Source organism: Embleya sp. NBC_00888, from assembly GCF_045207655.1.
In the GTDB taxonomy this organism is placed as follows: Bacteria; Actinomycetota; Actinomycetes; order Streptomycetales; family Streptomycetaceae; genus Embleya.
This window is the reverse complement of sequence record NZ_CP108784.1, coordinates 1840864-1865467: the sequence shown is the minus strand read 5'-3', so window position 1 is coordinate 1865467 and position 24604 is coordinate 1840864. Positions and strand designations below refer to the sequence as shown.

Sequence of the window (24604 nt, the reverse complement as noted above, 5' to 3'; positions counted from 1 at the left end):
CCGCGCCCCGGCCCCGCCGCGCCCCTGCCGCGCCCCGGCCCGCCGCGCCCCGGCCCGCCGCGCCCCGGCCCGCCGCGCCCCGGCCCGCCCCGGCCCGGCCGCCCCGGCCCGCCGCGCCCTGGCCCGGCCCGGCCCGGACTCGGGTGGGAATAGGGGGCGGCGTATCTTGCTTTCAGGGGGTGATTGAGAGTTCAACTATCTGAGAGAGTGGTCATCGTGCAGTTCGGGATCTTTACCGTCGGAGACGTCACCGTCGACCCCACCACCGGCCGGGAGCCCACCGAGCACGAGCGGATCAAGGCGATGGTGGCGATCGCGCTCAAGGCCGAGGAGGTCGGTCTGGACGTGTTCGCGACCGGGGAGCATCACAATCCGCCGTTCGTGCCCTCGTCGCCGACCACGCTGCTCGGCTATGTGGCCGCGCAGACCGAGCGGATCATTCTCTCCACCTCGACCACGTTGATCACCACGAACGACCCGGTGAAGATCGCCGAGGACTACGCGATGCTCCAGCACCTGGCCGACGGCCGGGTGGACCTGATGATGGGCCGGGGCAACACCGGGCCGGTGTACCCGTGGTTCGGTCAGGACATCCGCCAGGGCATCCCGCTGGCGATCGAGAACTACGCGCTTCTGCACGAGCTGTGGCGCAACGACGTGGTCGACTGGGAGGGCCGCTTCCGTACGCCGCTCCAGGGCTTCACCTCGACACCGCGACCGCTGGACGGCGTGCCGCCGTTCGTGTGGCACGGTTCGATCCGCAGCCCCGAGATCGCCGAGCAGGCCGCCTACTACGGCGACGGGTTCTTCGCCAACAACATCTTCTGGCCCCGGGACCACTTCGTCCGGCTGATCAACCTCTACCGCGACCGCTTCGAGCACTACGGGCACGGCACCCGCGAGCAGGCCATCGTCGGCGTCGGCGGACAGGTGTTCTTGCGCAGGAACTCGCAGGACGCGATACGCGAGTTCCGCCCCTACTTCGACAACGCGCCGGTGTACGGCCACGGTCCGTCGCTGGAGGAGTTCACCGACCAGACGCCGCTGACCGTGGGCAGCCCGCAGGAGGTCATCGACAAGACGCTGACCTTCCGCGACTCGTTCGGCGACTACCAGCGCCAACTGTTCCTGATGGACCACGCCGGCCTGCCGCTGAAGACCGTGCTGGAGCAGCTCGACCTGCTCGGCGAAGAGGTGATCCCGGTGCTGCGCCAGGAGTTCGCGGCCCGGCGCGGGACGAACGTGCCGGCCGGCCCGACGCACGCGGCGCTGGTCGCCCGACGGGACGCGGCGGCGAGCGAGGTCGCGCCGACCAACGAGGCCGCACCGGCGCTGTGACCGGCCGAACACCCCTGTACAGCCGGACAGACCGGCGAGACCGGAGAGAAAGGAAGAAGCCCACCATGTCGCCCAAGGCGCAACCGCTCAAGCTCGTGGTCGTCTCGGCCGGACTGGGCAAGCCCTCGTCCACCCGCCTGCTCGGCGATCGCCTCGCCGAGGCCACGCGTCGGCAAGCGGCCGATCGAGGCGTCGAGGCGGACGTCCGGGTGGTCGAACTGCGCGACGTCGCGGTGGATATCGCGCACAACCTGGTCACCGGCTTCCCGCCGCCGGGTCTGCGCGCCGCGATCGAGACGGTCACCGGAGCGGACGCCCTGATCGCGGTCACGCCGATCTTCACCGCGTCCTACAGCGGGCTGTTCAAGTCCTTCTTCGACGTACTGGACCACACCGCGCTGACCGGGAAACCGGTGCTGATCGCGGCGACCGGCGGTACCGCACGGCACTCGCTGGCCCTGGAGCACGCGCTGCGCCCGATGTTCGCCTATCTGCGGGCCACGGTCGTGCCGACCTCGGTGTACGCGGCGACCGACGACTGGGGCGCGGCGGCCGGTGCCGGCGACGACCTGTCCGCCCGGATCGCCCGCGCCGGCGGCGAACTCGCCGACCTCGCGGCGGGGTTGCCCAGGCGCGAAGCCGGAGGCGCCGGCGAGGGCGACCCGATCGACGAAGTGGTGCCGTTCGCCGAGCAGTTGGCGGCGCTGCGCCGAGGATGAGCACACCGGCCCGGGACGGCCTGGCGAGCGCCGCCGTCTCGGGCCGAGCGGTCAGCCGTCCTTCGCGACATCCAGGCGGGCCTGGAGCTTGCGCATGCCGGCCAGCCAGCGGTCCGGGGCGGCGGCCCGGCCCGCGTACATCCGGGCCACCTCGGGGTGCGGCAGGATCAGGAAGGGGGCGCCGGTGGTGACCGCCTCGGCGACCACGTCGGCGACCTCCGTCGGCTCGATCGCGCCGTCGTCCAGGATCAGCCGGGCGGCCTCCCCGGTCGCGCCGAGCAGCGCCGTGCGCACGCCCAGTGGGCAGACCGCCTGGACCGTGATGCCCTTGGCACCGTAGGTGATCGCCATCCACTCGGCGAACGCGTAGGCGGCGTGCTTGGTCACCGAGTACGCCGACGCGTCCAGCATCGTCAGCAGGCCGGCGGCGGAGACCGTGGTGACCAGGTGGCCCCGGCCCCGGGCCAGCCAGGCCGGGGTGAGCAGCCGCGCGGCGCGTACGTGCGCCATCACGTTGACGTCCCACGAACGCTCCCAGGCCGCCTCCGGGGCGTCCAGGCCCATGCCCTCGCCGATGCCGGCGTTGGCGCAGTAGACGTCGATCTCGCCGCCGAGGGCCTTGCGGGCACCCGCGATCAGCGCCGCGACGCCCTCCTCGCCGGCCGCGTCGCCGGGCAGCGCGATGCCGTCGATCTCGGCGGCGACCGCGTGGCACGCGTCCGCGTCCAGGTCGTTGACCACCACCCGGGCGCCGTCGGCGGCGAAGCGGCGGGCCAGGGCCGCGCCGATCCCGGCACCGGAACCGGTGATCACCACCCCGGCGCCGGCGAGCGCGGTCATCCGACACCGCCGGACAGGCTCACGCCGCCGTCGACCAGCAGCGTCTGGCCGGTGATCCAGCTCGCCTGCTCGGACAGCAGGAACGCCACCGCGCCGGCCACGTCCTCGGGCACGCCGAGCCGGCCCATCGGGTAGGCAGCCGCGACCTCTTCCTCACGGCCCTCGTACAGCGCGGTCGCGAAGACCGTCTTGACCACCGCGGGCGCCACCGCGTTCACCCGCACCCGCGGGCCGAGTTCGCTCGCGAGCTGGGCGGTCAGGTGGGTCAGCGCGGCCTTGCTGACGCCGTAGAAGCCGATTCCGTGCGCGGGCCGCGCGCCGGCGAGCGAGGAGACGTTGACGATCGCGCCGCCGTGCTCGCCCAGCCACGCCTTGTGCACGCGCTGCGTCCACGCGAGCGCGGCGAGCAGGTTGACCTCCAGGATCTTGCGCCCGGCGTCCAGGTCGAGCTCCACCAGCGGGCCGTACACCGGGTTGATGCCGGCGTTGTTGACCAGCATGTCGATCCGGCCGAACGCCTCCAGGGTCGCGGCCACCGCGGCGTCCTGGTGGACCGGGTCGTGCGCCTTGCCCGCGACGCCGATCGCGTGCTCGGGACCGCCGAGCGAGGCCACCACCTCGGCCAGCGTGTCCGCGCCGCGCGCGGTCACGCAGACCCGGTCGCCGCGTGCGACCAGGGCCTGGGCGATGCCCAGGCCGATGCCTCGGCTCGCGCCGGTGACGATGGCTACGGGACGGGACGAGTCGCTCACTGGGCGGCTGCCTCTCGGTAGGACTTGAGCTCGCGGTGGGCGAGCGAACGACGGTGTACCTCGTCCGGCCCGTCGGCCAGACGCAGCGTGCGCGCGTGCGTCCACAGCGACGCGAGCACGAAGTCCTGGGACAGGCCGCCCGCGCCGTGCGCCTGGATGGCCTTGTCCAGGATCCACTCGACGGTGAGCGGCGTGGCGATCTTGATCGACTGGATCTCGCGGTGCGCGCCGCGGTTGCCGACGGTGTCCATCAGCCACGCGGTCTTGAGCACGAGCAGCCGCAACTGCTCGATCCGCACCCGGGATTCGGCGATCCACTCCTGGATCACGCCCTGGTCGGCGAGCGGCCCGCCGAACGCCTCGCGGGCGACCACCCGGCGACACATCAGTTCCAGGCCGCGCTCGGCCATCCCGATCAGCCGCATGCAGTGGTGGATCCGGCCGGGCCCGAGCCGGGCCTGCGCGATGGCGAAGCCGTCGCCGGCGTTGCCGACCAGGTTCGCGGCGGGCACCCGTACGTTGTCGAAGACCACCTCGGCATGGCCGCCGTGCGGACCGTCGGTGTAGCCGAAGACGTGCATCCCGCGCCGGATCTGCACACCCGGGGTGTCGCGCGGCACCAGGATCATGCTCTGCCGGCGGTGGCGCGGCGCGTCCGGGTCGGTCTTGCCCATCACGACCAGGATCTCGCACGTGGGCGCCATCGCCCCGGAGGACCACCACTTGCGGCCGTCGATCACGTACTCGTCGCCGTCGCGGACGATGCTCGTGGTGATGTTTGTGGCGTCGGAGGAGGCGACGTCGGGCTCGGTCATACAGAATGCCGAGCGGATGGTGCCCTCCAGCAGCGGCTTCAGCCAGCGCTCCTGCTGCTCGGGCGTGCCGAAGTCGTGCAGCAGTTCCATGTTGCCGGTGTCGGGCGCGGCGCAGTTGAGCGCCTCCGGGCCCAGGTGCGGGCTGCGGCCGGCGATCTCGGCCAGCGGCGCGTACTGGAGGTTGGTCAGGCCCGCGCCCTCGGCGCCCGGCAGGAACAGGTTCCACAGGCCGCGCTTGCGGGCCTCGACCTTGAGCTCCTCGATCACCGGCGGCCGACCCCACGGATCGGCGCCCGGATCGGCCACCTGATCGGTGAACACGGCTTCGGCGGGGTACACGTGCTCGGTCATGAACGCGAGCAGTCGCTCCCGCAGTTCCTCGGTCCGTGCGTCGTAGCTGAAGTCCACCGGCGCCTTCCTCTCCCTGGTCGCAGACGGCGCGGACGTTCCGTGGCCGTAGGGTGCGCGAGACGTGCCGTGCGCGAATTACGGTACCGACCGGTCGGTATCTTGGCTAGGGTGGCGTCGAACGCTCCCCCGAAAGGTTGGACATCATGGCGGCTAGAGGTCGTGGAAACGCGGCACCGGTTCTGTCCGAGGCCGACGAGGCACCCCTGCCCCAGCGGCTGCTCCGGATCGCCTCGCGGATGTTCGCCGAGCGCGGCTTCGAGAGCACCTCGGTCCAGGAGATCGTGGCCGCCGCCGGGGTCACCAAGGGGGCGATGTACCACTACTACGCGTCCAAGGACGACCTGCTGGTGGAGATCTACCACCGCATGCTCGCGATGCAGACCGAGCGGCTGAACACCATCGCGGACGGCCCCGAGCCGGTCGTGGACCGGCTGCGCGAGGCGGCGGCGGACGTGGTGGTCACCACGCTGGGCAACATCGACGACGCGGTGGTCTACTTCCGCTCGATGCACCTGCTCGCGCCGGACAAGCGCAACGAGATCCGGGCCGAGCGGCGGCGCTACCACGAGCGCTTCCGCTCGCTGATCGAGCAGGGCCAGCGCGAGGGCCTGCTGCGCGCGGACGTGTCGGCCGACATCGCCACGCACAACTTCTTCGGCGGCGTGCACCATCTGAACAGCTGGTACCAGCTCGACGGGCCGATGTCGCCGCGCGAGGTCGGCGACGTGTTCGCGGACCTGCTGCTGCACGGGTTGGCGCCGACGGCGGGGACGCGGTAGCGGCGGTCGCGGCGGCGGAATTCGGTCGCGTGGGGAGGGGTGTCCCGTCGAGAATCGACCATGCTCACTGATCATTGGCCGGTCTTCGGCCTACGGTTGACCACGCCTCGACTGGAGCTGCGGCCGGCGAGCCAGGACGACCTGGTGGCGCTGGTCGAACTCGCCGAACTCGGCGTGCACGCGCCCGACTTCATGCCGTTCAGTACGCCGTGGACGCGCGCGCCGTATCCGGCGCGGGCCCGGGAGGCACTCAAGTTCTACTGGGGCTCGTGGGCGAACTGGCGGCCGGAGGACTGGAAGTTGCTGCTCGCCGTCGTGCACGAGGGTCGGGTGATCGGCCTCCAGGACTGCGGCGCCACCGACTTCGCCCGCCGGCGCGAGATCGGCTCGGGCTCCTGGCTGGGCCTGGCCCACCAGGGCCACGGGTTCGGTACGGAGATGCGCGCCGCGATGCTGGAGTTGGCCTTCGCCGGCCTCGGCGCCCAGTGGGCCATCTCCTCGGCGCTCTTGGACAACGCACCCTCGCTGGCGGTCTCCCGACGCCTCGGCTACGCCGACGACGGCATCGAAATCCTCCCCGCCGACGAAAGCGGCCCCCCGCGCCCGGCCCGCCGCCTACGCCTGACCCGAGACGCCTGGCGGGAACACCGCACGATCCCAACCGAGATCGAGGGCTTGGACGCGTGCCGCGAGATGTTCGGCTGCCCCTCGGAAGCGGTGCCGGAGGCGTAGGGGTCGGCCGGGTCGAGTCAGCTCCTGAGGGCGTCGGTCAGTGCTGTCCATGAAGTCGCGCCGATCGTCAGGTACCCGATGCGCGGGTCGTCGACGGCGAGCACGATCCGGCCGGCCACCAATTACGGGACAGGGCCCACCGGCGCGTATGCCGGACGGTCATGTCCGGATCTGACAGCAGACCGTCATTGTCGCCGCCGAGTAGCGCGGTCAAGATGGATCCATGTCCAGCACCCGCCGTGTCGTCATCGCGGTCTTCCCCGGCGTCGACCTCCTCGACGTCAGCGGCCCTGCCGAGGTCTTCGCCCTGACCAACCGGGAGACTGGCGGCGCCGTCGGCTACCAGGTCGAGCTTGCGGGGCAGACCCGCGGCGAGGTGGCCACGTCGGCGGGGCTGCGGCTGGTCGCGGACCTGTCCTTCGACGAGGTGGACGGCGTGTTGGACACGCTGCTGGTCCCCGGGGCGGTCGATGCCGGCCCCGGCGGCCGGGTCGCCCGTGTGGACGACGACGTGGTGGCGTGGATCGCCAGGGTCACACCGCTGGCCCGGCGGGTCGTGTCGGTGTGCACGGGCGCACACCTGCTGGCCGCCGCCGGGCTGCTCGACGGCAAGACGGCGACGACGCACTGGTCGACTGCGGCGCGGTTGGCGGCCGATCATCCCGAGATCACCGTCGACCCCGACCCGATCTTCGTGCGTTGCGGCAGTGTGTGGACCGGCGCCGGGATCAGCTCCTGCTTGGACTTGGCCCTGGCACTGGTCGCCGAGGACTTGGGCGACGAGGTCGCCCTGACGGTGGCCCGGCAACTGGTCATGTACCTCAAGCGCCAGGGCGGCCAGAGCCAGTTCTCGGTCCCGCTGAGTCGGCCACCCGCGACCCGCCGCGACATCGACGATCTGCGGATGTTCATCGTCGACCACTTGGACGGCGACCTGTCCGCCGCCGCCCTCTCGACACGGATGTGCCTGAGCGAGCGCCACTTCGCGCGGGTCTTCCGTCAGGAGACCGGGACCACTCCGGGCGACTACGTCGAGGCCGCGCGGGTGGAAGCGGCCCGCCGCCTCCTGGAGGGCACCGACCAGCCCTTGGACCAGGTCGCCGCCGTGTGCGGGCTCGGCTCGGTGGAGACGCTCCACCGCGCACTGCGCAAGCGGATCGGCACGACGCCTGCGGCCTACCGGCGGCGGTTCCGCATGACCGTCTGACGCCTTCTCCCCGATCCCGAGCCACACACGCGGGACGGCGATACTCGCTGACCGGAAACAACGCACGAGGCAGAAGCACCATGACTGCCTCACGGACCTCCGCGACGCCATCGGCCTGGACACCCGGCCGCCTTGCCCTGCCGACACCACCCGCGTCCTGATCGGCTTCCAGAACACCTACTGGACTGGCGTCATGGCGCTGACAGCGCCCCCGCCGCCGGTGCCCGCCTCCTGGCCGCCGCGTCCGTCGGCACCCAGGTCGTCCCCGACGGCGGTGAGGGCACGCCCGACGACATCCGCGCGATCAGCGCCGAGGCCGCCGCGATCGTGGGCGACGGGAACGGCATGACGGTCGACGACATCGGCAGGTTGTTTCTCCGCGAACCCTTGGCAGTTCAGCGAAACCCGATTACTCGAAAAGGACGGCCGCCCATGCCTTTGCCAAAATCGTTGAGCCCGCTGCGGGATCGCCCCTACCGCCTCCTGTGGACCGCGCGCAGCATCTCCGCCGTGGGCAATGGCCTGATACCGGTAACAGTGGTCTTCGCCATCTTGCGCTCGGGTGGCAGCGCTTTTGATGTCGGCGCGGTGCTGACTTGCCAGGCGGTCGGCCAGGTGGTGATGCTGCCGGTGGGCGGGGTCTGGGCGGACCGACTGTCCCGCAAGCTCGTGCTGATGGTGGCCGACGCCATCCAGGCGGTCTGCTACGGCGTGCTCGCCGTGATGATATTCCTGGATCAGGCAGCGGTTTGGCAGTTCGCCGTCACCTACACGATCGCCGGCATGGCCTTCGCCTTCTTCACCCCGGCATCCAGGGCCGTCCTACCCGAGCTCATCGGCGCTGAGCAGCTGCAACCAGCGAACGCTCTGCTCGGCCTGACCGACAGCGCCACCAAGGTGCTCGGCCCGGCCCTCGCCGCGCTGCTGCTGGCGATCTCCAGTCCAGGCACCGCGATCCTCGTCAATGCCGTCAGCTTTCTACTGAGCTTCGTGCTGCTCTCCCGAATGCACCCGCGCAAGCAGGCGCAGCGGTCCGAGAAACAGCACTTCTTCGCAGACCTGCGCGACGGCTGGTTGGTGGTGGCCCAGCGCCGCTGGTATCTGGCCAACCTGCTCTGCTGGGGCGTGTGGAACTTCGCGATAGCGTTCTTCTTCGTCCTGGGCCCGGTCGTGATGGAGAACGGCCACGGCGGAGCCACCGCCTGGAGCGTGATCATGATCACCGGTTCGGTGGGCTCCATCACCGGCGGGCTGGCCGCGCTGCACTACCGGCCGCGCCGTCCACTGGTCGCCACGAACGCGGCCGGGTTGCTCGGCATCGCCCCGCTGGCGCTACTCGCTCCCCCCGCCCCGCTCTTCGTCATCGCTCTCGGCGTGGCTGTGGCCTGGGCTATGACCTCGCTTACCGGCGAGGTCCTGGCGACGACGCAACAACAGCTCTTCCCCGAGGAGATGCTGGCCCGCGTCACCTCACTGGACTGGATGATCTCGTTGATCGCCATGCCCGCCGGCTACGCCGCCGCCGCGCCAGTCGCCCAATTCCTCGGGATGCGCATGACCTTGCTGGCCGCGGCGGTCCTCATCGGCACCCCTTGCCTGCTGAACCTGCTGCCCGGCGTGCGCTCGGTCCAGCGCTTCCCCGACGGCACCATCGGCATCGCCGGCGCGCGGGATACCGATGCGCCCCTCCCCGGAGCCTCATCCGCTCCCTCGCCGACGGTCTCGACCTAGCTCCGCGCCCGGCAACGTTCACCCCGTCGCGGCGCCCGGCACGGCCCCTCGCTGCACCGCCGAAACGTCCAAGTACGCCCAGTACGAGAACGTTCCGGCGGCACACCGAGGCACCGCATCGAACACCGCGACGGGGTGAACGTTGCCGGGCGCCGCACTGGACGCCTGGTCCATCGGGTCAGTGAACCGGCCCGTTGCGCCCCGGTACGAGGTCCCGTCGAGATACCGGGCTTCTACGGTACGGACCAACTCGTCGGCCTTCTTATCGACTTCGACAACGAAGGCCGGCGGGGCTCCGCCGATCACGTGCTCCGGACCGGGGAGGTACTCCCGAGCCAGGTCATGCGCCCAGCGCCCGATACGCGGCCCGGACGATCTCGCCGCCGGCGAGGTGCCGGGAGCCACCGGGATCCTCCGCGACTCTCGACTCCACGGCCTTCGCTCCGATCCACGTGCCTCTCGGTCGAAGCACAGGTCGACGCCACTCCTCGCCCTCGCCGATCGCTCGCGCATCGCGTGGAACGCGGGTGCGGCCGGGGGGTGAGTCAGTTCCGGAGGGCGTTGGTCAGTGCAGTCCATGGCGTTGCGCCGATGAGGAGTTGGCCTATGCTCGGGTCCTTCGAGTCGCGTATCGGGACGAGGCCCGGGAGATCATCGCGGACCTCGACGCAGTTGCCTTGATCCCCGTTGCTGTACGTGCTCTTGCGCCACAAGCTGACGTCTGCGTTCTGGATTCCTTGCATGACTGCAACTCCTTGATGGTCGCCCGGATCATCGCTGCCGACTCGGGTGCAACCAGCAGTACGACGAGTGTGTTGCCCCCGTCCTATGGCCGAGCAACCGCCGGTAGTGCTTTGTTCGCCTGGGTCAACGCCTTCGTCGAAATGAACCGGCCGGAACAGGCGTCGGCCGAGGCCCGTTGCATTACCGACCTGAACAGCCTCCCGCCCACCTGGCAGGCGCGCTACTACGCGTAGACGTTGTATGACGTGAGCCGTTGGTCGGTTCCCGCGATTCCCGGCCGGTCTGCGGGCGTACCGTGGGGTCAGCGCCTACCTTGCCGGGAGTCCTGACCATGCAAGACAGCATCGGGGATCGCATCGCGCGGTTGCGTCTGCGGAGGGACCACACTCAGGAGTCGCTCGCCGCTGCCGCGGGGGTCTCCGTCGACGTCGTTCGCAAGCTGGAACAGAACCAGCGCCTCACGGCCCGGCTCTCCACGCTCAACGCGCTCGCGAGCGCGCTCGACGTGGAAACGTCGATCCTGATCGGGCAGCCGACCACGTTCGAGGGCGCGGCGCATCGGGATCCGCTATCGAGCCTGTTGGCGCTCCGGCGGGCCGTGACTCCGGTCTCCGAGTTGATCGAAGACGAAATGGCGGTCGCCGACGGGGAATCGCCGTCCGTCCTCGACCTTCGAGAGGCGTTGAGGTCGACGGAGGCGATCCGGCGTGACGGGAAGCTGTCGGAGATCGCCACCGTATTGCCGCGACTCATCTCGGATGCGCGGTCCGCGACGCGCGAGCACTCCGGCGCCGATCGCGCCGCCTCGTTCGCCATCCTGGCGGAGGCGTACCAGGTCGCGGCAACGACTCTGGCCGCGTTCGGCAAGGAGGACGCGGCCTATACGGCTATGGAGCGGGCCAGGATCGCAGCCGGGAACTCCGATGATGCCCGGCTCGAAGTCATCGGCATGTCCACGCTGTCCTGGATCTTCAGCAAGCAGGGGCGGATAGACGACGCGCAAAGGGTGGCCGAGGCAACCGCGGAGAAGATCGAGCCGTCGTGGACGAAGACACCGCTGATCGACGTGGCCCTGTGGGGCATCCTGCTGCTACGCGCCGCCTCGGCCGCCGTCCGCGCGGAGCGCAAGGACACCGCCGCCGAACTCCTGCGTCTCGCCAATGCCGCCGCCGCCCGCATCGGCACGGACCGCATCGACTACGCCACCCCGTTCGGCCCCACCAACGCGGGTGTCGCCACGGTCAACGCTTTCGTCGAAATGGACCGCCCCGAACAGGCATTGGCCGAAGCACGGCGGTCACCGACCTGAACAGCCTCCCGCCCACCTGGCAGGCGCGCTACTACGTCGACCGCGCCCTCGCCCACATCGACCTCGCGAACGACGACCGCGCAACCCGCGCCATGCTCAAGGCCGAACACACCGCCCCGGAATGGATGCGCTACCACGCCACATCCCGCCGAGTCGTCACGGACCTGGTCTCACGCGAACGCCGCAGATCGACCCCACTCCTCGCCCTCGCCGACCGCTTGCGGATTGCCTAGAACAGAGGGCCGGAGGGGGTCGAGTTAGTCCCGGAGGGCGTCGGTCAGTGCAGTCCATGACGTTGCGCCGATGAGGAGTTGACCTATGGCTGGGGCCTTCGAGTCACGTACCGGGACGACGCCCGGGAGATCATTGCGGACCTCGACGCAGTTGCCCCCATCCGAGTTGCTGTAGGAGCTCTTACGCCACGTCGCGGCGGTTGCGTCCCGGGTCCCTTGCATGCTTCCAACTCCTCGATGACCGCCCGGATCATCTCGGCCGACTCCCTGGGGGAGAGGGCGTAGGCGCGTAGACAATCGTATGCCGCTTGATGCTCTGCGACAGTAGCGGAATCCTCACGCAACTGGCCGGTGTGGCTACCTTCGAGGTATGCGACGGGCTCACTGTCGGGCAGGGTCAGCAACGTCAGCGATCCGCCCAATTGCGGGTGGGCTCCGGAGTTGAACGGTAGGACTTGGATCGTGCCGTACCGCGTGTCCATCCGAGGCAAGAGCACTTCGAGTTGCGTGCGCATGACGGCTGGGCCACCGATCACGCGGCTGATGGCCGCCTGGTCAAGGATTGCGCCGTAGCGCGGCGGGTGTTCCCGAGTAAAGATGCTTTGCCGATTGACGCGTGCGGCAACTTTTCGTTCGATCTCGGCGTCCGGCCACCTGGGCACAAACCTGCTGAACTGCGCGCGGGCGTAGGCAGGGATCTGCAACAACCCAGGCACGGTGAGCGCCGAGTACTCCAGGATCGCCTCTGCCTTCGCCGCCAGCGCCATGAACCCGCGATAACGGTCCGGGAATTGGTCGTGCTCCACCATCTGGTAAAGCCGTACGAAAAACCCGTCCGTCTCGAAAGCGATATCCAGTTTTGCCGGCATGTCCGGTGGGATGGTGCTCTCGCCGGTCTCGTATCGAGACATCGCCGCCTTGCTGTAGCCCAGGATCGACGCGCACTCCGTCAGTGACATGCCCACGCTCTTGCGCTTGACCCGAATCTCCCGCCCGAACATCTGCCGTGGCGAGCCTTGGGGTTCGAGGTCTTTCTCTTGGTATCGCACGGGCGTTCCCCCTTCCGTTCCACCGCAAATCGGTAACGATGCCGAGATGCACAGGCTAGCTCTCCCACCTCATGATGGGGACGCAGAGCGACAGACCGTGTACGGAAGGGAGAGGCAATCCCTTGCTCAAGACGTCGCAGGCCGAAGGGTGAGGCTGCGACGGGCGTAGGGAGTGGGGCTCAACTTTGGCGAGTCGCCCCACTCCCTGCGTGCCCCTCACAGAAAGGACACGTACCCACGATGACATATCAATTCGGGTGGACTCAACGTGCTTCGGTGCCGGTTCCGGTGGAAGATCGCGACTGGCAGGACGAGCGGTTGAGGCTGCTGATTTGGGAGTGGGTCGGCGGGGCGGATGCCGATACCGCTGCGTTCACCCCACTCCCGAGACCGCGACTTCGTTTGCGCTCGCGGTTGTTGCTGTGGATTCGCGCGCCGCACTCGGGTGGGCGGAACGTCCGATGACCACGCGGCAGCGGGTTTCGGGGAGTACCCAGGAGGATCTCGATCGGGGGCTCGCGTTCTTCGAGCGCTATCGGCACGCGTGGTGTCGTGACGCCTATTCGGGTCGCGAGGGTGTGCTTATGGACGTGCGGGGGCGCCAGGTTCATCTGCGCTTGCGTAGTGGGATCGAATTCGCTTGCCAGGTAAGGGACTTGGTCATTCTTCGGCCACCTTCGCCGATTCTGTATCGGAGCGTGAGATACGTCGGCGGGGAAGACGCGACGCTCCGGCCGGACGGCACGCTTACGGAGTTGTGCGCCGTGGACAGGGGCATGTTGGCGACCGTGCAACCGCCGGTCGGCCCCGAGTGGTTCGCGTTGTTGTCCGACCTGGAGCGAGTCGGTTGCCCGTTGGGTGCGGTGGCCGATTGGGCGGAACCTCCCTTCCTGCTCGACGAGGAGGAGAAGGAGCGATGACGGCGATACCGACGCCTCCACCGACCGGCATCGGCTCGACACACACCACCTCGGGAGGCAAGACGATGGCGAACCACGCCAAAGACGACAAGGACGGCGACGCCAAGACCCCCCAGCGGCAGCGGGATGGTCAGTGGGACAGGCCCGTGCCGCCGAAGGACAACCCGGCGCTTCGTGGGTGACGTGATCGCCGACCCGAGCGCGGGCAGGGTCCGCCACACGACGACGGATCCGCGACCCCTTCAGGAGGAGCACGCGGATTTCGCGATCGGGCTTCGGCTGCCCGATGTCGAGCAGCGCACGTTCTTCGGGAGGGGAGCGCACGCCGGGGAGTTCACCACGTGGTACGCCGACGGGCAGTCCTGGGCATCCGTCGACTACGTACCGGACGCCCACTCGTTCGAGGTGAACGAGGGCGGGCCGCGCGACCTGTGGCGGGAGATCGAGGACGCCTACGCGGCGTGGCGTGCGCGGGGTGAACCCCCGCGCGAGGAGCACGGCGTCACGGTGACGGGCGACGGCCAGTGGACGTGGCACACCGGGCCGCGCGGTGGTCGGGTGGACTGCGGGGCGTCGATCCCGCGAAAGGCCCTCTAGAGAACCGGAAGCGCGGCCCCGACGCTTGAAGCTCCACGGTGTCGGGGCCGTTCCGATCTCGGCGTCGGCCACGGCGCGTCGGTGCGACGGCCGGAGAGGTGGGCGGCGGTGGGAGTCGTGTGCCGGTCGCTGTCGGCGGGTGAATAGAGTCGCTCCGTGGAGACGCGAATCCCTTCCTCCGAGAACCCCTTGCCCCCGACGCCGGGGTTCGGCGTGCGTGGGACCGACGAGGTGTACGAGTACCTGTCCCGGATCGTCGAGGCGATGAGCCGGGAGTTCGGGATCCCCGCGAGCGAGGCCCATATCCGGGTCGACCGGCATTTCCGGCCCTATCGTTGGGACTTCACCGACGAGGACAACGAGCGTTTCCTCTTCGAGTACGGTGCGGAGGACTGGGCGGGCAGGATCTACTTCGAGGTGGATCCGTGGCGACAGGAGCATGCGGCCGATTGGAGCCGACTGCGACCGCGCAGGGTGCCCGAACCCGGTGATCCGGCGTTCGGCGGGCTCGCCCTCGGGGAACACCCGCCACCGATCGTCTTCCACGTGGCGTGGGACGGCGAACTCGACGTGCTCGCCTCGGTGGTGGCCGGCAGCCGACAGGTCACAGGCGGCCGGGTCGCTCGCCTGGAGAACGACCGCATGACCGTCAAAATCCGTTCGGGGCCGGTGGACCCCGACAGAATCCTTTCGGGGTCGGACCCCGGTGAGGAGCAGTGGGACGTCTCGTGCGAGCCCGAGCCCGACGCGTCGTGGCAGGACGTGTCCGCGGACCTGAGGGCGATCATGTTCCGGCTGCGCGCGGCGGGTCTGGTGTGCCGGCGCGTGCCGGTCCCCGGTCGGGGAAACCCGATCGCGATCCTGGACTGACCATCGCGGGACACCGAGGCGCCGCGCCCGGCTCGTCCCGGTCAGTCGACGGAGCCGGCGATCTCGACGCTCATCCGGGTCGCGCCGGCCCGCTCGACCCGCCACGCGATGGTCCGCAGCGCCACCGTCACGTCCTGCCAGGTCGCGTCGGCGCGGGGCGTACAGGTGAGCAGTCGGCCGCCGGTCTCGACAGGATCCAACGCCACTCGCACGGAGGAGAGTTCGAGCGATTCGAGTGCGTCGTCCGGAACCGATTCGCCGCCCGTGATCGTCGCCACGAGCTCACGGGCGGTCGGCTCGGCATCCACCGGCCATTCCAGCCGGCAGGACAACGCGGCACCCCACCCGCCGATCGTCTCCGCGATCTGCCCGGGATCGACCGGCGCGGGTTCCGGCGCGGGAACGAACGCGGCCCGCTCGACCAGGTCGGCAAGGCCCTCCAGGTCGTCCTTCCCGAATTCGACCAGGTCGGCCCAATCGAGGGCACTGCCCCGATCGAGGAAGCGCATGCCCTCCGCGCGGGTCGAGCCGGCCACGAAGGGAAGGATCGCCCACTCCACCCAGCGGAACGCGTCGCCGGGCCACCAGTCGTGGCCGTCGACCAACCCACGGACGATCGCCGTCAGGGCTTTGCACACCGGATCGCCGGCCGACACCGTGGCCTCGCCCGTCGATCGCCCCGGCCCGAGCCCGCCCGCCTCGACCCGGCCCCGCGCGATGCGCAACGCCATCGCGTCCTCCACGTACGACACGTACAGCGAGTGAGTGAGCATCGAGGCGTTTGCGGCGGGCATTTCTCCCGGATCCACCGACACCTGCACCCGAACCTCGTCGCCGTCCGGGTCGAAGCCGATCTCCTCGAACCAGCGTTGCACGTCGGGGTGGCCCGCCCTGGCCCACCGCGGCTCGAAGTGCGAGATGTCCACCCCGAAGACCGGGTCACCGGGCCGGACGCACACCAGCACGATTCGATAGGGCGCAGCGTCCTCGACCGCCGTGGCGACCTCCTCCACCGGGAGATCGACCATGGCCGCCGTCTCGCGCACTCCGTCGGGGCCGCCGCCGCACCGTTCCACCAGGTCCGCGAGCGAAACGACGCGACCTGCGGTCAGACCGTTGTAGCCCACCGCCGGCACAGCGCGGAACCGACCCCGGTCCTCCGCCGCAGCCGGCTCCGCCCCGTCGTCGCCCGCCCCGATCCCATCTGTCACGGCGCGACCCTACTGCCCGCCCGCAACCGCCCGCCGTGTTGCTCACATCGTCCGGGTCGGCGGCATGCCCGAGCGGCCCGAGGCGGGGGTCTTGACGGCCAGGATCTGGTTGACGCCGATGCGGTTCTGTTCGAAGGCCAGGGCCGAGGCGGCCATGTACAGGCGCCAGACCCGGACCCTGCCGGGTGAGGTCAGCCGGGTGGCGCGGTCCCGGGCGGCCTCCAGGTTGGCCACCCACGCGCGCAGCGTGGTCGCGTAGTGCTCGCGCAGCGCGTGCACGTCCCGCACCTCGAAGCCCGCCTCCTCCAGCACCGACACCGTGCTGCCCACCGGCGTCAGCTCGCCGTCCGGGAAGACGTAGCGGTCGATGAACTCGTCGACGTGATAGTGGGCTTCGTCTCGCGCGGGACGGCGGGCGATCTGGTGGTTGAGCAACCGGCCGCCGGGACGCAGGAGTTCGTGCAACGAGTCGGCGTACTCACGGAAGCGGATCCGGCCCACGTGTTCGGCCATGCCGATCGAGGAGATCGCGTCGTAGGGGCCGTCGGCGTGTTCGCGGTAGTCCTGGATCCTGATCTCCACCCGGCCGGTCAGCCCCGCCTCGGAGACCCGTTTGCGGGCCAGGTCGGCCTGTTCGCGCGAGATGGTGATGCCGACCACCTGCACGCCGTAGTGCTCGGCGGCGTGCAGCGCCATCGAGCCCCACCCGCAGCCCACGTCCAGCAGCCGCATCCCCGGGCCCAGCGCCAGCTTGCGGCAGACCAGGTCCAGCTTGGCCCGCTGGGCGTCCTCCAGGGTCGCGTCGGGGCGGTCCCAGTAGGCGCACGAGTAGACCATCGAGGGGCCCAGGATCAGCGCGTAGAAGTCGTTGCCGACGTCGTAGTGGTGCCGGATCGCCTCCTGGTCGCGGCGCAGGCTGTGCAGCATGCCCCGGCGGCGGCGGACCTCCTCGGCGGGCGCGGGCGGCGGTACCGGCAGGCCGGTCAGGGTGAGTGCCTCGCCCATCGGGCGCAGCGCGCCGAGCGCGGTCCGCACGGACGGCAGCGGGCGCTCGGGGCACTGGGGGCGGGCGGCGACCGTCTTGGCCGCCGGTGCGCTCACGGGCGGCGGTTCGTCCCGGTGCAGGGCGATGCCGGCCAGTCGGTCCAGCGCGTCGTAGAGGTCGCCGTCCACATCCAGGTCGCCGGACACCCAGCCGCGCGCGAAGCCCAGCTCGCCGGGCTTCCACATCAGCCGGCGCAGCGCGCGTCGGTTGCGGACGACCAGGGTCGGGCCGTCCGGCGGCCCCGCCTCGCTGCCGTCCCAGGCCCGGATCCGGATCGGTGACGGGCGGCCGAGTACCTGCTGGGTCAGCGCGGCCAGGCGGTCGGCGGTGTGCGGCATGACGGATTCCTCCGCGGTGTCAAACCCCGGACTCCCGATCCGGGTTACACCGTTGCCCCTACCCCACTCGACGCGGATCGCGAACGGAATTGCTCCGTCCGGGGCGGATCACCGCCCCGGACGGAGCACATCGTGTCCGGCCGGTCACAACACCTTGGACAGGAACGCCTTCGTGCGGTCGTGCTGCGGGTTGCTCAGCACCTCGCGAGGCGCCCCCGCTTCGACCACGAGTCCGTCGTCCATGAACACCAGCGAGTCGCCGACCTCGCGCGCGAAGCCCATCTCGTGGGTGACCACGATCATCGTCATGCCCTCCTCGGCGAGGCCGCGCATGACGTCCAGGACCTCGCCGACGAGTTCGGGGTCGAGCGCGGAGGTCGGCTCGTCGAACAACATCAGCTTGGGGTCCATGGCCAGCGCGCGGGCGATCGCCACCCGCTGCTGTTGGCCGCCGGAGAGCTGGGCGGGGTAGGCGTCCGCCTTGTCGCCCAGGCCGACCCGCTCCAGGAGTTGGTGCGCGCGCTCCCGGGCGGCGGGCTTGCTGATGCCCTTGACCTGGGTGGGCGCCTCCATGATGTTGCCCGCGGCGGTCATGTGCGGGAAGAGGTTGAAGCGCTGGAACACCATGCCGATGTCGCGCCGCTTGAGCGCGACCTCGCTGTCGCGCAGCTCGTAGAGCCGGCCGTCCTTCTCCCGGTAGCCGACGAGTTCGCCGTCCACCCACAACCGCCCGGCGTTGACCTTCTCCAGGTGGTTGATGCAGCGCAGGAAGGTGGACTTGCCGGAGCCGGAGGGGCCGACGATGCACATGACCTCGCCGGCGCCGACCTCCAGGTCGATGCCCTTGAGCACCTCCAGCGGGCCGAACGACTTGCAGACGTCCTCGGCCTTGACCATGGGCCGGCCGGAGCCGGCCGACCCGGGCGCGGGCTTGTCGAAGTTGGTCGTCATCGGATCTCGACTCCCGAACGCCGGGTCGGGAACAGGTTGGCCCTGATCCGCTGGAGCGGGGTGGGCGGCAGCGCCCGGCTGGCCCCGCGCGAGAAGCGGCGTTCCAGGTAGTACTGGCCGATGCTGAAGACGGTGGTCAGCAGCAGGTACCAGAAGCAGGCCGCGAAGAGCAGCTCCATCACCGCGAGGTTGTTGGTGTACACGTCCTTGGCCTTCTGCAGCACCTCGGGGTAGACCACCACGCTGGCCAGCGAGGACGTCTTGAGCATGTTGATGAACTCGTTGCCGGTGGGCGGCACGATCACCCGCATCGCCTGCGGCAGCACGATCCGGCGCAGGGTACGGCCCTTGGACATGCCGAGCGCGTGGGCCGCCTCGGTCTGGCCCTCGTCGACGGACTGGATGCCCGATCGCACGATCTCGGCCATGTACGCGCCCTCGTTGATGCCGAGGCCGAGCAGCGCCGCCCAGATCGGGGTGATCAAGTTGTTGGTGTTATGGCCGAACATGGTCGGGAAGATCAGCGCGAGGTTGCCCCAGATGAGCAGCTGGACCAGGACCGGCGTGCCGCGGAAGAACCAGATGTAGACCGACGAGACGGTCGCGGTGACCGGATTGCCGGACAGCCGCCCGATCGCGGCGAGCACGCCGAGTACGAGCCCGAGCGCCATCGAGTAGAGGCTGATCTTCAGCGTGTTGACGGCACCCTTGATGATCTCCTCGTCGAACAGGTAGTCGCCGGTCACGCTCCAGTGGATCTTCGCGTTCGCGAACGCGTTGATCAGGAGGCCGACCAGGGCCAGGACCACGGCGGCGGCGACCCAGCGACCGTAGTGCGGCACGGGGATCGCTTTGATGTGTTCCCGTTTGGCCGGCTGTTTGTCGGCGGCGGGGGTTGGGGGTGTGGTCACGGGTAGGTGACCTCCTCTTGGAGCACGAGTGCGGGCGCGGGCACGGGGTGGCCCGGTGGGACGGTCCGCCGGGTCCGGCCCCGCCGCCGGGTGGGCGGGCGGGGCCGGACCTCGGATCAGGAAGTGCCGCCGTTGATGGTGACCTCGGTGACGGCGCCGGCCTCGACCTTCCAGTTGTTCAGGATCTTGGCGTACTCGCCGTTCTTGATCAGCGCCTCCAGGGCCGACTTCAGCGCCTGCTGGAGCTGCTGGTTGTCCTTGCCGACGCCGATGCCGTAGAGGCCGGCATCGATCTGTTCGCCCGTGACCTCGAAGTCCTTGCCGTCACCGGAGGTCTGCGCGTTGTACGCGGCGACCGGGAAGTCGTTGAGGTCGGCGACGGCGGCACCGCTCTTGAGCTTGAGCAGGGCCTCGCCGTCGTGCTCGTACTTCTGGATCGTGATCGCGCCCTTGCCCGACTCCTCGCACTTCTTGGACTGGGCGGCGGCGACGTCCTCGTTGGTCGTCGCCTGCTGGAGCGCGACGATCTTCCCGCACAGGTCGTCGAGCGACTTGATGTTCTGCGGGTTGCCCTTCTGCACCAGGATCGAGGTACCGGCGCGGAAGTAGTCGACGAACGCCAGGCCCTGGCCCTGCCGCTCCTTCTTGTCGGTCATCGCGGACATGACCAGGTCGAAGCGCTTGGAGGTGATCCCGGTGATCAGCGAGTCGAACGGGGAGTTCTTGTACTCGTACTTGACACCGAGCTGCTTGCTGAGCGCGGCGGCCAGCTCGGGGTCCACGCCGACGGCCTTGCCGCCCTTCATGAACTCGATCGGTGCGTACGCGATCTCCGAGCCGATCTTGAGCTTGCCGGACTTCTGGACGTCCGGCGGGAGCATCTTGAAGAACGGCGCGTTCTCGTCCTTCTTGCCGAGCGCGCTGTCGCCGCCATCGTCCCCACAGCCGGTCAGGAGCATGGAGCCCGCGACCAGGGTTGCGGCACAGGCGATCAGGCGGCGGTGGGTAAGGCGTCCGCTCATGTGCGGGTTCCTCCAGGTATGAGGGGACAAGGTGGCCGGCATGGCACGAGCTGACTCGCGGTGCCCGATCTGCGGGCGGTTTGGGCGAATCCGGGATCGAGCTATGGGCATGAATGATTTCCTGGTGCTCTGTACGGGACAATGGGACAGATTGTTAATTACGAAGATCCAATTTGACAGAATGTCAAGCAGCGATGCCGACATTTCACCCCATCGGGTGATTTTCCAGGGCATACCGAAACGGCTCTGGCCGGCCGGGGTCTACGCGCATTGGCGTGATACTCGCCGGAGGGCGCGTGAGCCGGCGCGGGCGATGCCGGTCCCCCGGCGCAGCAGGAGCGCCACGTCGATCGCGGCGACACCGATCGCGGTGGCGAACGGAACGGCGGGGCGTCGGCCGCCGAGCAGCGCGCCCGCGGCGGCCAGTACACCGGCACCGGTCAGTGCGAGCCGGCCGGCCCGGTCCGGTCGGCCGTACGCGAGCAGCGCGGTGGCGCCGAGCAGCGGCAGCGGGGTGAGCGCGCGGATCCCGGTCGGACCGAGCCGGTGCGGCAAGCCGCGTACGCCGCCCGCGTGGTCGGCGCCCAGGTCCGGCAGCGCGTCCGCCAGATGCGCGCCGCAGCCCAGCAGCGCGGCGGCGGAGACGACCCACCACGCGGGCGCGGGCCGCCCGGGCAGCCCGAACGCGACGAACGCGGGCAGACTCGCGAAGCCGACCGCGTAGGGCACCCAGGACCCGACGGTGCCCTTGACCCCGAGGTCGTACGCCCACGCGGCACCCACCCCGACCAGGTGCGCGGTGCCCGCCGCCGGCCCCGACGCGTAGGACAGCGGTACGCACGCCACGAGCGCGGTTCGGGCGGCGAGTGCCACCCGTTCGGCCGTGACCAGGTCGGCGACGACCGGCTTGCCGACGCGCCCGGCGGCCCGATCGCGGTCCGCGTCCACCGCGTCGTTGCACCAGCCGACCGACAACTGCCCGCTGAGCACTGCCGCGCCGACGAGCGCGCAGCCCTTGGCATCGCGGCCGGCCGCGACGGCCAGCGCGGTGGTCAGGGCGGTGACGGCGAGCGTCGGGCCGAGGTGGCAGGCGAACAGGAGGCCGAGCAAGGGCGCGTGTTCGGCGGGGCGCCCGCCGGGGTGTACGGGGGTGTGCGGGGTGGCTCCGCTCGGCGTGGCTCTGTGCGGCGTGGCTCCGCTCGGCGTGGCGGCTTCACTCACGTGGGTGTCCTCTCCGGGTGGCCGGCGTACGTCCGGCGCATGCGAGCGACGAGTGCGGGCAAACGACGTGGGTTCGGTGTTCCCGCTGGGCACTGTTCCAGCGTTCCCGCTCGCCGCCGGTTCCGTTCGCCGCCCAGCGTCTTCGCTCCTCATCCAGCCGGGGATACGCCATGACCCGCATCGCAGCCGTCCGTGGCGCACTGCCGCCGCACCGATACCCGCAAGCCGAGATCACCGAGGCGTTCGCGGCGATGTGCCTGCCCGCCGGCGCCGATCGCCGCGTCCTGGATCGGCTGCACGCGAGCGCCCGGGTGCACACCCGCCATCTGGCGCTGCCGCTGGACCACTACGCCAAGCTCGACGACTTCGGCGCCGCCAACGACGCCTACCTGGACGTCGCGGTGGAGCTCGCGGCCGAGGCGGTCGAGTCCGCGCTCGGCGCCGCCGGGCTGAGCGCACGCGACCTGGACCTGATCGTGTTCACCACGGTGACCGGCCTCGCGGTGCCCTCGATCGACGCGCGCCTGGTCGGCCGGCTCGGCCTGCGCGCGGACATCAAGCGGCTGCCGGTGTTCGGCCTCGGTTGCGTCGCGGGCGCCGCCGGGATCGCCCGCCTGCACGACTACCTGCGCGGGTGGCCCGAGCACGTCGCCGCGCTGGTCTCGGTCGAGCTGTGCTCGCTCACCCTCCAGCGCGACGACGCCTCGATCGCCAACCTGGTCGCGGGCGCGCTGTTCGGCGACGGCGCGGCCGCGGTGATCGCCTGCGGCGACGCGCGGACCGGCCCCGGGCGCGGACCGCGGGTGGTCTCCAGCCGCAGTCGCATGTATCCGGACTCGGCCCGGGTGATGGGCTGGGACGTGGGCGGCTCCGGGTTTCGGATCGTGCTCGGCTCGGACGTCCCCGACGTGGTCCGCGAGTATCTGGGCGGCGACGTGCGGACCTTCCTCGCCGAACACGACCTGACCCCGGCCGACATCACCGCGTGGGTCTGCCACCCGGGTGGCCCGAAGGTGCTCGAGGCGGTCGCCGAGACGCTCGAACTCCCGGCCGGGGCCCTGGACCTGACGTGGCGTTCGCTGGCCTCGACGGGGAACCTGTCGTCCACCTCGGTGCTGCACGTGCTGCGCGACACGATGGCCGCCCGGCCCGATCCCGGTACGCCGGGTCTGATGATCGCGATGGGCCCGGGGTTCTGCTCCGAGCTCGTCCTCCTGGAGTGGTAGGTCGGGGATGTACTGGTATTTCGCACTGGTGGGCCTGGTCGCCCTCGAACGTGTCGCCGAGTTGGTGGTCTCCCGGCGCAACCTGGCCTGGAGCCTGGCCCGGGGCGGCGTGGTCAGCGGACAGGGGCACTACCTGCCGATGGTCGTGCTGCATGTCGGCCTGCTGCTCGCGTGCGTCCTGGAAGTGGGGCTGGGCGACCGACCGTTCGTGCCCTGGTTCGGGTGGTCGATGGTCGCCCTCGTGCTCGCCGCGCAGGCGCTGCGCTGGTGGTGCATCACCGCGCTGGGGCCGCGCTGGAACACCCAGGTCGTGGTGGTCCCGGGACTTCCGCTGGTGCGCACCGGGCCGTACCGGCTGCCCTGGTTGCCGCACCCCAACTACGTCGCGGTCGCGGTAGAGGGCCTGGCCCTGCCGCTCGTGCACGGCGCGTGGGTCACCGCGCTCGCGTTCACCGGACTCAACGCCGCGCTGATGGTGGTCCGGATCCGCTGCGAGTCGACCGCGTTGTCGGCGGCGACCGCGTGATCGACCTGCTCGTCGCCGGCGGTGGGCCGGCCGGTCTGGCCACCGCGATCCACGGCGCGCTCGCGGGGCTGCGCGTGGTGGTGGTGGAGCCGCGGCCGGCGCCGGTGGACAAGGCGTGCGGGGAGGGACTGATGCCGACGGGCGTGGCCGCGCTGGCCCGGCTGGGGATCACGCCCGCGGGGCGGCCGTTGGCCGGGATCCGGTACCTGGACGCCCGGCACGCGGTGCAGGCGAGGTTCCGGGAGGGATCGGGACTGGGTGTACGGCGGACCACGCTGCACGCCGCGCTGTACGAACGGGCGCTGGCGCTGGGCGTGGAGCACCGGGTCGGGCGGGTCACCGACGTGCGGCAGGACGCGCACGGGGTGACCGCGGCCGGGCTGAGCGCGCACTGGCTGGTGGCCGCGGACGGCCTGCACTCACCGATCCGGGCCGCCCTCGGGCCCGCCGTGCCGGATCGCCGGGCTCGGCGGTACGGGCTGCGCCGGCACTTCGAGGTCGCGCCGTGGACCGACTTCGTCGAGGTGCACTGGTCGCCGCGCGGCGAGGCGTACGTGACGCCGGTGGGCCCGGACCTGGTCGGCGTCGCGGTGCTGGGGCCGCGCGGTCGGTCCTACGACGACCACCTCGCCGCGTTCCCGGCGCTGCGGGATCGGTTGGCGGGCGCGGCGGCCGGCGAGGTGCGCGGCGCGGGGCCACTGCGCCGCCGGGTCCGCACCCGGGTCGCGGGCCGCGTCCTGCTCGTCGGCGACGCGGCCGGCTACACCGACGCGCTCACCGGCGAGGGCGTCGCGCTGGCCCTGGCCTCGGCCCGAGCCCTGGTCGCCGCGCTCGTCGCGGGCAGCCCCGAACGCTACGAATCCGACTGGCGCCGGCTCTCCCGCCGCCACCGCCTGCTCACCGAATCCCTCCTGACCGCCCGCTCCCACCCGCACACGGCCCGCCTGATCGTCCCCGCGGCCCACCGCCTGCCACGGGTGTTCGGCACGATCGTCAACGCGTTGGCGTAGGTCGGGATCGGGGGATCGGGGGACCGCGTCGGCCGGTCGTGCCCGGGGAGGGCGCGCGCTCCGGCGGGGATCGCCCCCGCTGTCCGGAGCCTGTGGC

At 70.6% G+C, this 24604-nt stretch carries 26 protein-coding genes and 1 pseudogene; 15 read left to right on the top strand and 12 right to left on the bottom strand.

Annotated features, from left to right (window positions below):
• Positions 1 to 216: 216 nt before the first annotated feature.
• Positions 217 to 1338: an LLM class flavin-dependent oxidoreductase gene (locus tag OG948_RS07280; protein WP_406294773.1), complete on the top strand. Its 1122-nt coding sequence runs from the start codon at positions 217 to 219 to the stop codon at positions 1336 to 1338.
• A 65-nt stretch (positions 1339 to 1403) separates the two neighbouring features.
• A complete protein-coding gene (locus OG948_RS07275; protein ID WP_406294772.1) occupies positions 1404 to 2057 on the top strand; it encodes an FMN reductase in 654 nt (217 codons plus the stop codon).
• Positions 2058 to 2108: 51 nt separating this feature from the next.
• On the opposite strand, the gene OG948_RS07270 is transcribed toward OG948_RS07275, so the two are convergent.
• The 3 genes from OG948_RS07270 to OG948_RS07260 are packed head-to-tail and all read right to left on the bottom strand — an operon-like array spanning position 2109 to position 4872.
• The gene (locus tag OG948_RS07270; RefSeq protein ID WP_406294770.1) at positions 2109 to 2897 is read right to left on the bottom strand and encodes an SDR family oxidoreductase; all 789 of its coding nucleotides are present in this window, start codon (positions 2895 to 2897) and stop codon (positions 2109 to 2111) included.
• Entirely contained in the window at positions 2894 to 3649 is a 756-nt protein-coding gene (locus OG948_RS07265; protein WP_395863787.1) for an SDR family oxidoreductase, read from the bottom strand. The genes OG948_RS07270 and OG948_RS07265 overlap by 4 nt, the downstream gene beginning before the upstream one ends.
• On the bottom strand, positions 3646 to 4872 hold the full coding sequence (locus OG948_RS07260) for an acyl-CoA dehydrogenase family protein (protein ID WP_406294768.1): 1227 nt from the start codon (positions 4870 to 4872) through the stop codon (positions 3646 to 3648). The genes OG948_RS07265 and OG948_RS07260 overlap by 4 nt, the downstream gene beginning before the upstream one ends.
• A 146-nt stretch (positions 4873 to 5018) precedes the next feature.
• Between OG948_RS07260 and OG948_RS07255 the strand changes: the two genes are divergently transcribed.
• From OG948_RS07255 to OG948_RS07240, 4 genes are all read left to right on the top strand, one after another.
• On the top strand, positions 5019 to 5654 hold the full coding sequence (locus OG948_RS07255; RefSeq protein WP_406294766.1) for a TetR/AcrR family transcriptional regulator: 636 nt from the start codon (positions 5019 to 5021) through the stop codon (positions 5652 to 5654).
• Positions 5655 to 5714: 60 nt separating this feature from the next.
• On the top strand, positions 5715 to 6386 hold the full coding sequence (locus OG948_RS07250) for a GNAT family N-acetyltransferase (protein WP_406294764.1): 672 nt from the start codon (positions 5715 to 5717) through the stop codon (positions 6384 to 6386).
• Between the two features lie 223 nt (positions 6387 to 6609).
• Entirely contained in the window at positions 6610 to 7593 is a 984-nt protein-coding gene (locus OG948_RS07245) for a GlxA family transcriptional regulator (RefSeq protein ID WP_406294762.1), read from the top strand.
• 132 nt (positions 7594 to 7725) lie between these two features.
• Complete coding sequence (locus OG948_RS07240; protein ID WP_406294760.1) at positions 7726 to 9324, top strand: MFS transporter; 1599 nt, start codon at positions 7726 to 7728, stop codon at positions 9322 to 9324.
• 545 nt (positions 9325 to 9869) lie between these two features.
• On the opposite strand, the gene OG948_RS07235 is transcribed toward OG948_RS07240, so the two are convergent.
• Positions 9870 to 10067 (bottom strand): DUF397 domain-containing protein, encoded by a 198-nt coding sequence (locus OG948_RS07235; RefSeq protein ID WP_406294759.1) that lies wholly within the window; start codon positions 10065 to 10067, stop codon positions 9870 to 9872.
• 72 nt (positions 10068 to 10139) lie between these two features.
• Between OG948_RS07235 and OG948_RS07230 the strand changes: the two genes are divergently transcribed.
• Positions 10140 to 10301 (top strand): hypothetical protein, encoded by a 162-nt coding sequence (locus tag OG948_RS07230; RefSeq protein ID WP_406294757.1) that lies wholly within the window; start codon positions 10140 to 10142, stop codon positions 10299 to 10301.
• Positions 10302 to 10399: 98 nt separating this feature from the next.
• Complete coding sequence (locus OG948_RS07225; RefSeq protein ID WP_406294756.1) at positions 10400 to 11377, top strand: helix-turn-helix domain-containing protein; 978 nt, start codon at positions 10400 to 10402, stop codon at positions 11375 to 11377.
• Positions 11378 to 11634: 257 nt separating this feature from the next.
• Here the strand turns inward: OG948_RS07225 and OG948_RS07220 are convergent, their stop codons facing one another.
• Both OG948_RS07220 and OG948_RS07215 read right to left on the bottom strand, forming a co-directional pair.
• A complete protein-coding gene (locus OG948_RS07220; protein ID WP_406294755.1) occupies positions 11635 to 11832 on the bottom strand; it encodes a DUF397 domain-containing protein in 198 nt (65 codons plus the stop codon).
• 35 nt (positions 11833 to 11867) lie between these two features.
• A pseudogene (locus OG948_RS07215) lies at positions 11868 to 12611 on the bottom strand (helix-turn-helix domain-containing protein); the annotation flags it as partial.
• 812 nt (positions 12612 to 13423) lie between these two features.
• Here OG948_RS07215 and OG948_RS07210 point away from each other — a divergent pair.
• The 4 genes from OG948_RS07210 (at position 13424) to OG948_RS07195 (ending at position 15046) form a co-directional block, all read left to right on the top strand.
• The gene (locus OG948_RS07210; protein ID WP_402233024.1) at positions 13424 to 13579 is read left to right on the top strand and encodes a hypothetical protein; all 156 of its coding nucleotides are present in this window, start codon (positions 13424 to 13426) and stop codon (positions 13577 to 13579) included.
• Positions 13576 to 13761 (top strand): hypothetical protein, encoded by a 186-nt coding sequence (locus tag OG948_RS07205; protein ID WP_406294753.1) that lies wholly within the window; start codon positions 13576 to 13578, stop codon positions 13759 to 13761. The genes OG948_RS07210 and OG948_RS07205 overlap by 4 nt, the downstream gene beginning before the upstream one ends.
• Positions 13754 to 14176 (top strand): hypothetical protein, encoded by a 423-nt coding sequence (locus OG948_RS07200; protein ID WP_406294752.1) that lies wholly within the window; start codon positions 13754 to 13756, stop codon positions 14174 to 14176. The genes OG948_RS07205 and OG948_RS07200 overlap by 8 nt, the downstream gene beginning before the upstream one ends.
• 156 nt (positions 14177 to 14332) lie before the next feature.
• Positions 14333 to 15046 carry a hypothetical protein gene (locus OG948_RS07195; RefSeq protein ID WP_406294751.1) on the top strand — a complete coding sequence of 238 codons (714 nt, stop codon included), beginning with the start codon at positions 14333 to 14335 and terminating at the stop codon, positions 15044 to 15046.
• Between the two features lie 41 nt (positions 15047 to 15087).
• Here the strand turns inward: OG948_RS07195 and OG948_RS07190 are convergent, their stop codons facing one another.
• From OG948_RS07190 to OG948_RS07165, 6 genes are all read right to left on the bottom strand, one after another.
• The gene (locus OG948_RS07190; protein WP_406294749.1) at positions 15088 to 16257 is read right to left on the bottom strand and encodes a hypothetical protein; all 1170 of its coding nucleotides are present in this window, start codon (positions 16255 to 16257) and stop codon (positions 15088 to 15090) included.
• A 42-nt stretch (positions 16258 to 16299) separates the two neighbouring features.
• Positions 16300 to 17640, bottom strand: coding sequence for a class I SAM-dependent methyltransferase (locus tag OG948_RS07185; protein ID WP_406294747.1), 1341 nt, complete (start codon positions 17638 to 17640; stop codon positions 16300 to 16302).
• A 144-nt stretch (positions 17641 to 17784) separates the two neighbouring features.
• Positions 17785 to 18591 (bottom strand): amino acid ABC transporter ATP-binding protein, encoded by an 807-nt coding sequence (locus tag OG948_RS07180; RefSeq protein WP_406294746.1) that lies wholly within the window; start codon positions 18589 to 18591, stop codon positions 17785 to 17787.
• Positions 18588 to 19502: an amino acid ABC transporter permease gene (locus OG948_RS07175; protein ID WP_406294745.1), complete on the bottom strand. Its 915-nt coding sequence runs from the start codon at positions 19500 to 19502 to the stop codon at positions 18588 to 18590. Before OG948_RS07175 ends, OG948_RS07180 begins: the two co-directional genes overlap by 4 nt.
• A gap of 116 nt (positions 19503 to 19618) precedes the next feature.
• Positions 19619 to 20524, bottom strand: a complete 906-nt coding sequence (locus tag OG948_RS07170) for an ABC transporter substrate-binding protein (protein WP_406294743.1) — start codon at positions 20522 to 20524, stop codon at positions 19619 to 19621.
• Between the two features lie 261 nt (positions 20525 to 20785).
• Positions 20786 to 21745 carry a UbiA family prenyltransferase gene (locus OG948_RS07165; RefSeq protein WP_406294741.1) on the bottom strand — a complete coding sequence of 320 codons (960 nt, stop codon included), beginning with the start codon at positions 21743 to 21745 and terminating at the stop codon, positions 20786 to 20788.
• 92 nt (positions 21746 to 21837) lie between these two features.
• Here OG948_RS07165 and OG948_RS07160 point away from each other — a divergent pair, with 92 nt between their 5' ends.
• Genes OG948_RS07160 through OG948_RS07150 form a run of 3 tightly spaced genes read left to right on the top strand, consistent with a single transcriptional unit; the run spans position 21838 to position 24507 of the window.
• Entirely contained in the window at positions 21838 to 22971 is a 1134-nt protein-coding gene (locus OG948_RS07160) for a type III polyketide synthase (protein WP_406300195.1), read from the top strand.
• Between the two features lie 7 nt (positions 22972 to 22978).
• Positions 22979 to 23497, top strand: a complete 519-nt coding sequence (locus tag OG948_RS07155; protein ID WP_406294739.1) for an isoprenylcysteine carboxyl methyltransferase family protein — start codon at positions 22979 to 22981, stop codon at positions 23495 to 23497.
• Positions 23494 to 24507: an NAD(P)/FAD-dependent oxidoreductase gene (locus tag OG948_RS07150; RefSeq protein ID WP_406294737.1), complete on the top strand. Its 1014-nt coding sequence runs from the start codon at positions 23494 to 23496 to the stop codon at positions 24505 to 24507. The genes OG948_RS07155 and OG948_RS07150 overlap by 4 nt, the downstream gene beginning before the upstream one ends.
• Positions 24508 to 24604: the final 97 nt, after the last annotated feature.

Excerpts from the sequence above, each read along its gene's own strand:
- OG948_RS07275 (WP_406294772.1), top strand. The coding sequence starts at position 1,404 with ATGTCGCCCAAGGCGCAACCGCTCAAGCTCGTGGTCGTCTCGGCCGGA.
- OG948_RS07270 (WP_406294770.1), bottom strand. The coding sequence starts at position 2,897 with ATGACCGCGCTCGCCGGCGCCGGGGTGGTGATCACCGGTTCCGGTGCC.
- OG948_RS07255 (WP_406294766.1), top strand. The coding sequence starts at position 5,019 with ATGGCGGCTAGAGGTCGTGGAAACGCGGCACCGGTTCTGTCCGAGGCC.
- OG948_RS07250 (WP_406294764.1), top strand. The coding sequence starts at position 5,715 with ATGCTCACTGATCATTGGCCGGTCTTCGGCCTACGGTTGACCACGCCT.
- OG948_RS07245 (WP_406294762.1), top strand. The coding sequence starts at position 6,610 with ATGTCCAGCACCCGCCGTGTCGTCATCGCGGTCTTCCCCGGCGTCGAC.
- OG948_RS07235 (WP_406294759.1), bottom strand. The coding sequence starts at position 10,067 with ATGCAAGGAATCCAGAACGCAGACGTCAGCTTGTGGCGCAAGAGCACG.
- OG948_RS07225 (WP_406294756.1), top strand. The coding sequence starts at position 10,400 with ATGCAAGACAGCATCGGGGATCGCATCGCGCGGTTGCGTCTGCGGAGG.
- OG948_RS07220 (WP_406294755.1), bottom strand. The coding sequence starts at position 11,832 with ATGCAAGGGACCCGGGACGCAACCGCCGCGACGTGGCGTAAGAGCTCC.
- OG948_RS07205 (WP_406294753.1), top strand. The coding sequence starts at position 13,576 with ATGACGGCGATACCGACGCCTCCACCGACCGGCATCGGCTCGACACAC.
- OG948_RS07185 (WP_406294747.1), bottom strand. The coding sequence starts at position 17,640 with ATGCCGCACACCGCCGACCGCCTGGCCGCGCTGACCCAGCAGGTACTC.
- OG948_RS07180 (WP_406294746.1), bottom strand. The coding sequence starts at position 18,591 with ATGACGACCAACTTCGACAAGCCCGCGCCCGGGTCGGCCGGCTCCGGC.
- OG948_RS07170 (WP_406294743.1), bottom strand. The coding sequence starts at position 20,524 with ATGAGCGGACGCCTTACCCACCGCCGCCTGATCGCCTGTGCCGCAACC.
- OG948_RS07155 (WP_406294739.1), top strand. The coding sequence starts at position 22,979 with ATGTACTGGTATTTCGCACTGGTGGGCCTGGTCGCCCTCGAACGTGTC.